We start from the raw sequence: 12,079 nt of genomic DNA, 5'->3' as shown, positions 1-12,079 counted from the left end.
TCAACATTGCGACAATCATAGGACAGCACTGCTACCGATTAGTTTTCCTGGCGTTTAACCTGTTGCCACGCCTCTTCCATCTGCTCCAGCGTGGCTTCCCCCATTTGCAACCCGCGCTGTTTGACGATCTCTTCCACTTGACGGAAACGGCGCTCGAACTTGCGATTGGCGGCCTGTAGCGCGTTTTCTGCTTTATGGCCAAGATGGCGTGATAAATTCACCGTGGCGAACAGCAGATCGCCGATTTCCTCTTCCAGTTTCTGTTCGTCGACTACCGCCTGCTGCGCTTCATGCATCACTTCGTCGATCTCTTCGTACACCTTGTCCAGCACCGGGCCCAACGTATGCCAGTCAAAACCGACCGAAGCGCAGCGTTTCTGAATCTTGTGCGCCTTCATCAGCGCCGGCAGCGCCTGAGGAATGTCATCCAGCGCAGAATGCAGCGCTTTCTCTGCACGCTCACCGGCCTTCAACTGCTCCCAGCGGGCCGCAACGGCCTCGCTGTCGGCAGCCTCGGCTTCCCCGAAAATGTGCGGATGACGACGTTCCAGCTTGTCGCTGATGGCGTTACACACCTCGTCGAAGTCAAACAGCCCCTGCTCCTGGCCCATCTGGGCGTAGAACACCACCTGGAATAGCAGGTCCCCCAGTTCGTCACGCAGATCGCCGTAGTCCTGACGTTCGATAGCGTCCAGTACCTCGTAGGTTTCTTCCAGCGTGTAAGGGGCGATGGTGGCGAAGGTTTGTTTGCGGTCCCATGGGCAACCGACCTGCGGATCGCGCAGCGTTTTCATAATCTTCAGCAAGCGGTGTAACGAAGTGGGTTCAGTCATAAAAAATCTCTGAAAAATGGGGGCTCATTTTTGTGTCCGTCCTGGTGAATCCCCAATGGATTTCGAGTCGCATCTAGGCGGCAAGAACGTAAATCCCCAGGAGCTTAGTAAACTAAGTGACTGGGGTGCGCGTTCGCAGCCAACAACGATGCGGCTCGAAAGACGAAGGGGATTTAGCTGCCATGCAGGCGTTTGGCGTCTATCACATCCGGCAGTTGATTGAGCTTGGCCAATACCCGGCCCAGCACCTGCTGGTTGTAGATTTCAATATCCATATCTATGGTTGCCAACTGCTTTTTGGTGTCGCTGCGGCTGGCGACGCCCAGCACGTTGACCTTTTCGTTGGCCAAAATGGTAGTGATGTCACGCAGCAGGCCGCTGCGATCGTTGGCCATCACGCGCACCACCAGCGAGTAACCACTGGAATAGCTTTCGCCCCACACCGCATCCACGATACGTTCCGGCGCGTGCGATTGCAGATCCACCAGTTGGTCACAGTCTGCCCGGTGGATAGAGATACCGCGGCCCTGGGTGATAAAGCCGATAATGTCGTCGCCCGGGATCGGCTGGCAGCAGCGGGCAATGTGGTGCATCAGGTTGCCTACCCCTTCCACCACCACCCGGCCGTTGTCCTTGCTGCGAGTTGCCGGCGGCGCTTTGTGCTGAACCAATTGGCGCAACGCTTCGCGATCCTGTTCCTCGGCGCTAGGTTTGTTGAACTTGCCCTGTAGGAAATTCACCATCTGATTGAGACGGATATCCCCACCGCCAATCGCCGCCAGGATCTCATCCAGCGAATTCATGTTGTAACGCGGGATCAGTAGCTTCTCGGCCTCTTTCAGGCTGATACCGAGGTGCTCCAGCTCGTTGTCCAGCATCTGGCGACCTGCCAGGATGTTCTTGTCCCGATCCTGCTTGCGGAACCAGTTGTGGATCTTGGAACGCCCACGGCTGGTGGTGACATAGCCCAGGTTTGGGTTCAACCAGTCGCGGCTCGGGTTCGGCTGCTTCTGGGTGATAATTTCAATCTGATCGCCCATCCGCAGCTGGTAGGTGAAGGGCACGATGCGGCCGCCAATTTTTGCGCCAATGCAGCGGTGGCCGACGTCACTGTGAATATGGTAGGCAAAGTCGAGCGGCGTAGAGCCTGCCGGCAGATCCACCACGTCACCTTTCGGGGTAAACACATAAACCCGATCGTCGAATACCTGGCTGCGAACCTCGTCGAGCATCTCGCCGGAGTCTGCCATTTCTTCCTGCCAGGCGATCAGTTTGCGCAGCCAGGCGATACGTTCTTCGTAGCCGGAACGTACCGTCGCAACCGCGCCCTCTTTGTATTTCCAGTGCGCGGCTACGCCCAGTTCGGCATCTTCGTGCATCTGGCGGGTGCGGATCTGGATTTCCAGCGTTTTGCCGCGTGGCCCCAGAACCACGGTGTGGATCGACTGATAGCCGTTGGGTTTCGGGTTGGCGACATAGTCGTCGAACTCATCCGGCAAATGACGAAAGTGAGTATGCACAATCCCCAATGCCGCATAGCAGTCCTGCAAGCGCTCCACCACCACGCGTACCGCACGTACATCAAAAAGCTCGTCAAACGCCAGCGCCTTCTTCTGCATCTTGCGCCAGATGCTGTAGATATGTTTTGGGCGACCGTAAATGTCCGCCTTGATGCCCTCGTCGCCCATAGCCCCGCGCAATGTCGCGACGAAATCATCGATAAACTGTTCGCGATCGATGCGGCGTTCATGCAGCAGCTTGGCAATGCGTTTGTATTCGTCCGGGTGCAGGTAGCGGAAGCAGAAATCTTCCAGCTCCCATTTCAGTTGCCCGATACCAAGACGATTGGCCAGTGGTGCATAGATATTCGAACACTCTTTGGCCGCCAGTACCCGTTCGTCTTCCGGCGCGTCTTTCACTTCACGCAGGTGGGCGATACGCTCCGCCAGCTTGATCACCACGCAGCGGAAATCCTCCACCATAGCCAACAGCATGCGGCGCACGTTGTCGACCTGTTCGGAGGCCATCGAATCGTTTTGGGTGGCTTTCAGTTGGCGGATGGCGTCCATATCGCGTACGCCATGTACCAGATAGGTGATGCCCTTGCCGAAGGCTTCGGTCAGGGTTTCTTCCTGTACGATACCGGCATCCACCAACGGGAACAGCAGCGCGGCGCGCATGCTGTCGTTGTCCATACTCAGGGTGGAGAGTATTTCAACCATTTCCAGCCCGCGCCACAGCAACAGCGACGAGTTGGGATGGTTCTGGGTATGTTGCTCACAGTAGCGCCAGGTTGCGGCTAATCGCTCACATGACTGCGGGTTAGGTAGCCCCAAGCTGGCTATCCACTCGTCGAGTGCAAATTCGCCAGCCGTGTTCAGATGTGCACTTCTTACCGCAACCATAACCTCTCCCTACTTTGCAGCGAACTCTGGCGCACCACCGTTAATCAACAGCGCCATTGACTCAAGATGCCCCGTATGCGGAAACCTGTCCAACATCCACACACGCGCAAGACGATAAGATAAGAAGCCAGCGTGACTCAGCCTATTCTTATGTGCATTATATTGCCCATTCGCTTCCGGTGTGGCAACACCTTCTCTACCTGCCACCGCAGCGGCACAGCGCGCCAACGGCGGGCTAAAATGCCCAGGGCCGCATAAAAGATCCAATACCCGATCATTGGGTTGAATCGCGAACCATTCAAGGGCAGGCGCCACCATTAACTGATTTAATAAGCTATTTATCTGAATAAAGTCACACCAACCAAAGTCTAAGCGTAGCCCGTCGCTCCGATAATACGGCGTTTCAGCGCACAGTTTTTCGAGGCGATCGCTGCCCGCTACCGAATAAAGAATTGCGCCATAGTTTGTCGATCGAGTGCCGGTTCATTTAAAGTAGAGGCTGTCCGGCAATTTTCCCACACTGGAACCCCATGACCAAATACAGCCTGCGGGCGCGCATGATGATCCTGATTCTGGCCCCAACGCTGTTGATTGGTCTGTTACTCAGCACCTTCTTTGTGGTGCATCGCTACAATGAATTACAGGAACAATTGGTTGATGCTGGGGCCAGCATTATCGAACCGCTGGCAGTGGCCAGCGAGTACGGTATGACGTTCCGCAGCCGCGAGTCGGTCAGACAATTGGTCAGTCTGTTACATCGTCGCCACTCGGACATCGTCCGTTCCATTACGGTGTTCGACGCGCAGAATAATCTGTTTGTCACCTCCAATTACCATCACAGCTTTACCCAGCTGCAGTTGCCGAAAGGGGTGCCTATCCCCACCGATCTGATGCTGACACGGCGTGGCAACTCACTGATCCTGCGTACCCCGATCCTGGCAGAGAGCCAGTATCCGGATCAAACCGCCAGCAGCGATCCTCAGCAGGACAACCGCCTGGGCTATGTGGCGATCGAGCTAGATCTGCAGTCGGTCCGTTTGCAGCAATACAAAGAGGTGTTTGTCTCTACCCTGCTGCTGTTGTTGTGCATGTGTATCGCCATTCTGTTTGCTTACCGCCTGATGCGCGACGTCACCGGCCCGATCCGCAATATGGTGAACACCGTTGACCGCATCCGCCGCGGTCAGCTCGACAGCCGCGTCGAAGGCTTTATGCTCGGCGAACTACACATGCTGAAAAACGGTATCAACTCGATGGCGATGTCGCTCACCGCCTACCACGAAGAAATGCAGCAAAATATCGATCAGGCGACCTCCGATCTGCGCGAAACGCTAGAGCAGATGGAGATCCAGAACGTCGAGCTGGACCTGGCGAAAAAACGCGCCCAGGAAGCGGCGCGTATCAAATCCGAATTCCTGGCGAACATGTCGCACGAACTGCGTACCCCGCTCAACGGCGTGATCGGCTTTACCCGCCAGATGCTGAAAACCGAAATGAGCGTCACCCAGACCGACTATCTGCAAACCATCGAGCGCTCAGCTAATAACCTGCTGACCATCATCAACGACGTGCTGGACTTCTCCAAGCTGGAGGCCGGCAAGCTGGTGCTGGAGCATATCCCATTCTCGCTGCGTGAAACGCTGGACGAGGTGATAGTGCTGCTGGCACCCAGCGCCCATGAGAAAGGACTGGAGCTGACGCTGGACGTGCATAACGACGTGCCGGAACAGGCGATTGGCGACTCCTTGCGGTTGCAACAGATCATAACCAACCTGTTGGGCAACGCGATCAAATTTACCGAAACCGGCAACATTGATATCCGCGTCGAGCTGCGTGGCCAGCAGGAACGCCAGATGGAGCTGGAAGTGCAAATCCATGACACCGGCATCGGTATCTCTGAACGGCAGCAGTCGCAGCTGTTCCAGGCGTTCCGCCAGGCGGATGCCAGTATTTCACGCCGTCACGGCGGAACCGGGCTGGGGCTGGTGATCACCCAAAAACTGGTGAAAGAGATGGGAGGCGATATCTGCTTCCACAGCCAGTTGAACCGGGGTTCGGCCTTCTGGTTCCATATCACCCTCGACCTGCATGAGGGCATGCTGTCGCTGCCGTCAAACCTGCCGGATCTACAGGGCAAGACCCTGGGCTATATCGAAGCCAACCCGATGGCAGCGCAGGCAACGCTGAATATGCTGAGCGTCACCCATTTGGTAATCACCCATTCGCCAACGCTGGCCCAGTTACCGAAGAAAAGTTACGACTTCCTGCTGGTGGGAGTACCGATCCCGTTCCGTGAGAATATGGCGCAGCACGAAAGCAAGCTGCTGGCGGCGTTGAAGATAGCCGACCGGGTGATTCTGGCGCTGCCCTCCCAGTCACAGATCAATGCCGAGCAGCTTAAACAGCAAGGTGCCGCCGGCTGCCTGATCAAACCGATCACCAGTAACCGTTTGTTCCCACTGCTGCGTATGGAAACACCGCTGCGCCTCGCCGCCGTGCCGGAACATAAACGCCTGCCGCTGACGGTGATGGCGGTCGACGATAACCCGGCCAACCTGAAGCTGATTGGCACTCTACTGGCCGAACAGGTGGAAAAGACCCTGCTGTGTGAGAGCGGAGAAGAAGCATTGCTGCTGGCGCGCGACAACGTGCTGGACTTGATCCTGATGGATATCCAGATGCCCAATATTGACGGCATTCGTACCAGCGAGTTGATTCGCCAACTGCCGCACCACAATTCGACGCCAATCGTTGCCGTCACCGCCCATGCCGTCAGTGGCGAACGTGAGCATTTGCTGCAGGCCGGGATGGATGACTATCTGGCCAAGCCGATTGACGAAGCGATGCTGACACGCGTTTTGGCGCGTTATTACAGCGACGAGCCGGAACCGGAAACGGCGGTCAATCAACCGCCGCTGTCGCTCGACTGGCCGTTGGCACTACGCCAGGCGGCAAACAAACCCGATCTGGCACATGATCTGCTGCAGATGCTGCTCGATTTCCTGCCGCAGGTCAGCGAGCGGGTGCAAGCGATACTGGACGGCATGCCGGATGACGGCATTCTCGATCTGATCCACAAACTGCACGGTAGTTGCAGCTACAGCGGCGTACCGCGTCTGAAACAGCTGTGTTTCTACCTTGAACAGCAATTGCGTCAGGGCGTCAACAACGAAGAGCTGGAGCCGGAATGGCTGGAACTGTTGGACGAGATTGAACTGGTCAGCCAGGCGGCTCGTGCTCATCTGGGCTGATACCGCACGCAGTAAAAAAGGCACGCCGAAGCGTACCTTTTTAGCCAGGGGCTGATTAATTACTGCATCAGCAGATACAACGTGGTATCGCCGCGCAGGATATTCAGCGCCAGTACCGACGGTTTGCTGTCGAGGATTTTACGCAGTTCGCCCAGGTTCTGGATCGGATGCTGGTTAACCCCAAGGATAAAGTCGCCTTTTTTCAGGCCGATGCGTGCAGCGGCGCTGCCTGCCTTGACGTTATCCACCTTCACGCCTTTCTGAGCGCCAGCCTGACCATTGCTCAGTTCTGCGCCTTCAATACCGGTGTAGATATTGCCGGATTCAACCTGAGTCTGAGAACTCTGCTCCAGGGTAACGTCCACGGTGACAGGCTTGCCGTCGCGGATGATCCCCAGCGACATTTTGCTGCCTACCGGCAGAGTACCGATTTCCGCCCGGAGGGATGCAAAGCTGGAGATGGCTTTACCATTCATGGTAACAATCACGTCACCGGCCTTGATACCCGCTTTGGCGGCAGAAGATTTCGGCATGACCTGGCTGACAAAGGCCCCACGCTGCGCGTCCACTTTCATCGCTTTCGCCAGCTCAGAATTCAGCTCGGCCCCCATAATGCCCAATTCGCCGCGTTTCACCTGACCATACTCGACCATCTGCGTCGTCAGGTTTTTCACCATGTTGCTCGGGATGGCGAAACCGATACCGATGTTGCCGCCGTCCGGTGCCAAAATAGCGGTGTTAATGCCGATCAGTTCGCCGTTCAGGTTAACCAACGCGCCGCCGGAGTTACCGCGGTTAATCGCTGCATCGGTCTGGATAAAGTTCTCGTAATTTTCGATATTCAGCCCGCTACGACCCAGCGCAGAAACAATGCCTGAGGTAGCGGTCTCACCCAACCCGTACGGGTTACCTATAGCAACGGTGTAATCGCCTACGCGCAGTTGTTCGGAGTCCGCCATCTTGATCGCCGTCAAATTTTTAAAGTCTTTCAGCTGGATCAACGCGATATCGGAACGCGGATCCTTACCGATCACCTTGGCGTCAAATTTACGGCCATCGCTCAGTTTGACCTGAATTTTGTTGGCGTTCTCCACCACGTGGTTGTTGGTCACCACGTAGCCTTTCGCGGCATCAATCACCACCCCGGCCCCCAGCGCCTGGAATTTCTGCTGAGTCCCCTGGCCTGGTGCACCCGGCCCGCCGCCCTGGCACATCGGCGAAGCCTGGAACGGCGAACCGTCCTGGCAGAACGGCGAATCTTCACCGAAGAACTGTTGGAACTGCGGCGGCATCTTTGCCGTGTTGACCGTGGTGCTACCTTCAACATTAATGCTCACCACGGAAGGCATCACTTTTTCCAGCATCGGTGCCAGGCTTGGCAATTGCTGAGTGCTGGAAGAAGCGGTTTCTGCGGCGCTGGCCGTCATCGGGCCCATCGCCATACCAATACTGAATGCCAATGCGCTCAGAACTAATGCGGTTTTTTTCATCTGTGTGTCTCTTATAAAAGTCGTTCAGAAAGTATTAGGGTCTTTGTGCATAATCAGAACCTATTAATACCGCTAAGTTCCAGCGCAGGTTATTGGTAATAGTAAACAAATATTGTCCGTCTTTACAAAACTCGAAATAGATCCTGCGCCGCCAGGCAAAATGCTTAAAATAATATTTATTAGCCGAATGAATTATTCAGCAGCCATTAATCGCCGATATTCGTCATAGGCATAAAGATCGGTCATGCCACTGATATAATCCTGCAGCAAACGCGCACGGAAATAATACTCGCGGATCGCCAACTGCTCGGATGACAGATGTTGCAGGCCTTCAATCGCTTCGATATAGGCCAACCGATGCTTGGTTGAAAGCTTATGAAACAGACGCGTTTCGATCGGATAGGCACGATGGCTGTCCTCCTGTACCAGCAAGGTAAAGTCCGCCAGAGGCATCGCCAACAGTGGACTGTAGATATCCAGCAGACCGCTGATGACCCGGTAGCCCTGCAGCTCAAGCTGCTCTACTTCCGGGTGATTGAACACGTGTTTAAACGCGACATTTTTGAAGATTTTCAGCAATTGGTAAGCCGGGCTGGAGTCCTCCAGCAGCGCCTGATTAAAGTTCCCCTGATAAACCGCCTCTAGGTTATCAATAAAACGCTGCGCCGCATGCGGGACCAACCGCGCCACGGTAAACACCCTTAAATACATGAAGAACTGATCTTCGCTACTGCGCCGCGCGCCACCGCGATCGATCTTGCGAAAAGCGCTGGTCACGGTTTTATCAAACAAATCGCCCGACGTAACTTCGCCCCATTCCTGAGTTAAATGCTGATAAAGCTGCTCGACGGTGAAAATGTTTTTTTCCACCGCATCTTCCAAATCGGCCACGCAGTACGAAATATCATCAGCCGCTTCCATAATATAGGTCAATGGAAAGCGGTCGAACTCGCCCATATTCAGCTCGCGTCGCAGTCGATCGACAAACGCCTCTTCCGCCAGATAATAGCCCGGTTTTTTCATCAGGTAGTTATGGCTGGCAGGAAGAGCGCTGGCCCAATAGGCCGGGCGGGTATATTTCAGAATGCAGCCCACCTGTGCGTAGGTCAGATTAAGCTTCAGCAGGGTATGCACCAAGCGGATCGCCTGGGCATTGCCTTCAAAATGGCTGAGATCCTGACGGATACGACTGCGCAGGCGGTTAAGATCGCTCTCGCCTTCATGCAACCGCAGCGCACTGACCTGGCAGCGATCGTTGCTGGCCGGTTCACTGCCGCAGCTGGCGGGATCGAGACGCTGGGAAAACCAGTTGTTGATCGCCGACTCACCAAAGTGCCCGAAGGGCGGATTGCCGATGTCATGCATCAGACAGGCCATCTCGACAATACTCTCAAAGGGATCCAGCAGTTTGGTCAGGCCGAGTTCATCGACTCGCCCGTCTTGTTTAAAACGATTGAGGATCTCTTTGGCGATATGCCTTCCGACCTGTTGCACCTCCATCGAGTGCGTCAGGCGACTGCGAACCGCGGCATTGCGCTCGAGAGGAAACACCTGGGTTTTTTGCTGCAGACGGCGAATGGCGGCGGAATTGACTATACGTCCGCGATCGCTCTCGAACTGCCGGACAATGTCGTATTCTTCTCCGGCTTCAATTGGCTTGCTGAATGGCCGCTGGAAGCTGATTTTCTGCTTAAAGTCGATCCCGGACATCTGTTTCTCCGCCGTTGCACCCTGCCCCCGTGATAACAATTCCCGGCGGCATATGCAACGGATTATCTCTCTATGAGAGCCATGATAGACTATGGCGAAATTCCCACAGCCAATCAGTGAGTGTTATTTATGAAAGTAGGCATCATCGGCGCAATGGAGCAGGAAGTCACCCTGCTGCGCGATCAAATTGAAAACCGTCATACCCTTCAACGCGCGGGCTGTGAAATCTATACCGGCCAAATCGGTGGCGTTGACGTGGCGCTGCTCAAATCCGGCATCGGTAAGGTTTCTGCCGCCATGGGCACCACCCTGCTGCTGGAACACTGCAAGCCGGACCTGGTGATCAATACCGGTTCCGCCGGTGGCCTGGCCAGCACGCTGAAAGTCGGTGATATTGTGGTTTCAGAAGAAGTGCGTTACCACGATGCCGACGTGACCGCCTTTGGTTACGAGCCAGGCCAGATGGCCGGCTGTCCTGCCGCGTTTGTGGCAGACGACACGCTGATTGCTCTGGCGGAAGACTGCATAAAACAGTTGGGCCTGAACGCAGTGCGCGGTCTGATCTGCAGCGGTGATGCTTTCATTAATGGTGCAGAGCCACTGGCACGCATCCGCGCTACCTTCCCAAGCGTGGCGGCGGTGGAAATGGAAGCGGCAGCAGTCGGGCATGTCTGCCACCTGTTCGGGACGCCGTTTGTGGTAGTGCGCGCTATCTCTGACGTTGCCGACAGCGAATCGCACATGAGTTTTGAAGAGTTCCTTACCGTGGCGGCCAAGCAATCTACGCTGATGGTCAACGCCATGCTGCAGACACTGGCTAAGCGCGGTTGATGTGACTCGACGCTTTTCAGCCCTATTGTGGCTGCTGGCATTAGGAATATTGCTGCCTGCCGGCGCCGCCCAACGGGTGATCAGCCTGGCACCCAACACCACCGAGCTTGCCTATGCTGCCGGCATGGGCGACACCCTGCTGGCAGTGAGCGCTTATTCCGACTATCCCCCGGCTGCCAGAAAGCTGGAGCAAGTCGCCTCTTGGCAAGGCATCAACCTGGAGCGGGTGCTGGCGCTGAAGCCGGATCTGATCCTGGCCTGGCGCGGCGGCAATCCACAACGGGTGCTCGATCAGATCGCCGCTTTTGGTATCCCGATCTTTTATGCCGATGCCACCACCATCGATGACATCGCGCAGCGGCTGGACGACCTGGCACAATACAGCCCGCATCCTGAGCAAGCGCACCAGGCAGCGAAGGCGATCCGTCAGCAAATTGCCGCGCTGAAAGCAAAATATCCCCATAGCCAGCCGCGGCGGGTGTTGCTGCAATTCGGCACCCAGCCGCTGTTCACCAGTTCCGGAGCCACATTGCAAAGCCAGGTGCTGTCACTGTGTGGCGCTGAGAACATCTTTGCCGACAGCCGCATGCCGTGGCCGCAAATCAGCCGCGAACAGGTACTGGCCCGCCAACCGCAGGCCATCGTCATTACCGGTGACCAAAAAGAAATCGCCAGCGTGAAAGCCTTCTGGGCGCCGCAACTGCAGGTGCCGGTACTTGCAGTGAATGGCGACTGGTTCAACCGTGCCGGCCCGCGCATCATGCTGGCGGCGCAGCAACTGTGCAGCCAACTGGTGGAGATTCATTAATGCTGGTGTTTTGGCTGGATATTCTCGGCACTGCGGTTTTCGCTATCTCTGGAGTATTGCTGGCGGGCAAGCTACGGATGGATCCGTTCGGCGTACTGGTGCTGGGTGTGGTCACGGCGGTCGGCGGCGGTACCATCCGTGATATGGCATTAGCCAACGGGCCGGTATTTTGGGTGAAGGATCCCACCGATCTGGTGGTCGCGATGATCACCTGCGTGCTGACGCTGCTGCTGGTTCGCCAACCACGCCGTCTGCCCAAGTGGCTCTTGCCGGTACTGGATGCCGTTGGGCTGGCAGTATTTGTCGGCATCGGGGTCAATAAAGCCTTTGCTGCCGACGCCAGTCCGCTGGTGGCAATCTGCATGGGAGTGATCACCGGGGTGGGTGGCGGTATTATCCGCGACGTGCTGGCGCGAGAAATTCCGATGATCCTGAGAACTGAAATTTACGCCACCGCCTGCATCATCGGCGGCATCGTGCATGCTACGGCCTATGCGACCTTCGGTATGCCGCTGCAACAGGCAATGATGCTAGGCATGGGCATCACGCTGGCGATCCGCCTGGCTGCCATTCGCTGGCACCTGAAACTACCCGCCTTTATCCTCGAACGCTAACGCCTCCGCCTGTCTCTACGGGCGGAGTCTTATCTGCTCGTCACATTTCAAAACAGAATTTTCAACTAATTAATGAGTAAAGTGTTATTATCAACGACTGAAAAAACCAGGGAAAACAATGTAATAAACTTTTTAAC

Annotated in this window: 8 protein-coding genes and 1 pseudogene; 4 read left to right on the top strand and 5 right to left on the bottom strand. The window is 55.9% G+C overall.

Features of this window, described 5'->3' with window-relative positions; translation table 11 throughout:
* Positions 1–38: 38 nt before the first annotated feature.
* From mazG to ACUTSU_RS18480, 3 genes and pseudogenes are all read right to left on the bottom strand, one after another.
* Positions 39–833 (bottom strand): nucleoside triphosphate pyrophosphohydrolase, encoded by a 795-nt coding sequence (mazG, locus tag ACUTSU_RS18490; protein ID WP_445651405.1) that lies wholly within the window; start codon positions 831–833, stop codon positions 39–41.
* A gap of 173 nt (positions 834–1,006) precedes the next feature.
* Positions 1,007–3,238 carry a GTP diphosphokinase gene (relA, locus tag ACUTSU_RS18485; RefSeq protein ID WP_445651404.1) on the bottom strand — a complete coding sequence of 744 codons (2,232 nt, stop codon included), beginning with the start codon at positions 3,236–3,238 and terminating at the stop codon, positions 1,007–1,009.
* A gap of 9 nt (positions 3,239–3,247) precedes the next feature.
* Positions 3,248–3,688, bottom strand: a pseudogene (locus ACUTSU_RS18480) (hypothetical protein); the annotation flags it as partial.
* Positions 3,689–3,768: 80 nt separating this feature from the next.
* On the opposite strand from ACUTSU_RS18480, the gene barA reads away from it, so the two are divergent.
* Positions 3,769–6,489, top strand: a complete 2,721-nt coding sequence (barA, locus tag ACUTSU_RS18475; protein WP_445654548.1) for a two-component sensor histidine kinase BarA — start codon at positions 3,769–3,771, stop codon at positions 6,487–6,489.
* Between the two features lie 59 nt (positions 6,490–6,548).
* Here the strand turns inward: barA and degP are convergent, their stop codons facing one another.
* Both degP and dgt read right to left on the bottom strand, forming a co-directional pair.
* Positions 6,549–7,979 carry a serine endoprotease DegP gene (degP, locus tag ACUTSU_RS18470; RefSeq protein ID WP_445654547.1) on the bottom strand — a complete coding sequence of 477 codons (1,431 nt, stop codon included), beginning with the start codon at positions 7,977–7,979 and terminating at the stop codon, positions 6,549–6,551.
* 192 nt (positions 7,980–8,171) lie between these two features.
* Positions 8,172–9,689, bottom strand: coding sequence for a dGTPase (gene dgt / locus ACUTSU_RS18465; protein ID WP_445651401.1), 1,518 nt, complete (start codon positions 9,687–9,689; stop codon positions 8,172–8,174).
* A 129-nt stretch (positions 9,690–9,818) separates the two neighbouring features.
* Between dgt and mtnN the strand changes: the two genes are divergently transcribed.
* Genes mtnN through ACUTSU_RS18450 form a run of 3 tightly spaced genes read left to right on the top strand, consistent with a single transcriptional unit; the run spans position 9,819 to position 11,942 of the window.
* Entirely contained in the window at positions 9,819–10,520 is a 702-nt protein-coding gene (mtnN, locus tag ACUTSU_RS18460; protein ID WP_445651400.1) for a 5'-methylthioadenosine/S-adenosylhomocysteine nucleosidase, read from the top strand.
* A 1-nt stretch (position 10,521) separates the two neighbouring features.
* Positions 10,522–11,328 carry a vitamin B12 ABC transporter substrate-binding protein BtuF gene (gene btuF / locus ACUTSU_RS18455; RefSeq protein ID WP_445651399.1) on the top strand — a complete coding sequence of 269 codons (807 nt, stop codon included), beginning with the start codon at positions 10,522–10,524 and terminating at the stop codon, positions 11,326–11,328.
* Positions 11,328–11,942 carry a TRIC cation channel family protein gene (locus tag ACUTSU_RS18450; protein ID WP_445651398.1) on the top strand — a complete coding sequence of 205 codons (615 nt, stop codon included), beginning with the start codon at positions 11,328–11,330 and terminating at the stop codon, positions 11,940–11,942. Before btuF ends, ACUTSU_RS18450 begins: the two co-directional genes overlap by 1 nt.
* The last annotated feature ends 137 nt before the right edge of the window (positions 11,943–12,079 follow it).

The organism is Serratia sp. NA_13 (assembly GCF_052691735.1).
Note: the sequence above shows the minus strand (reverse complement) of the source record. Positions and strands in the feature narration are given on the sequence as shown.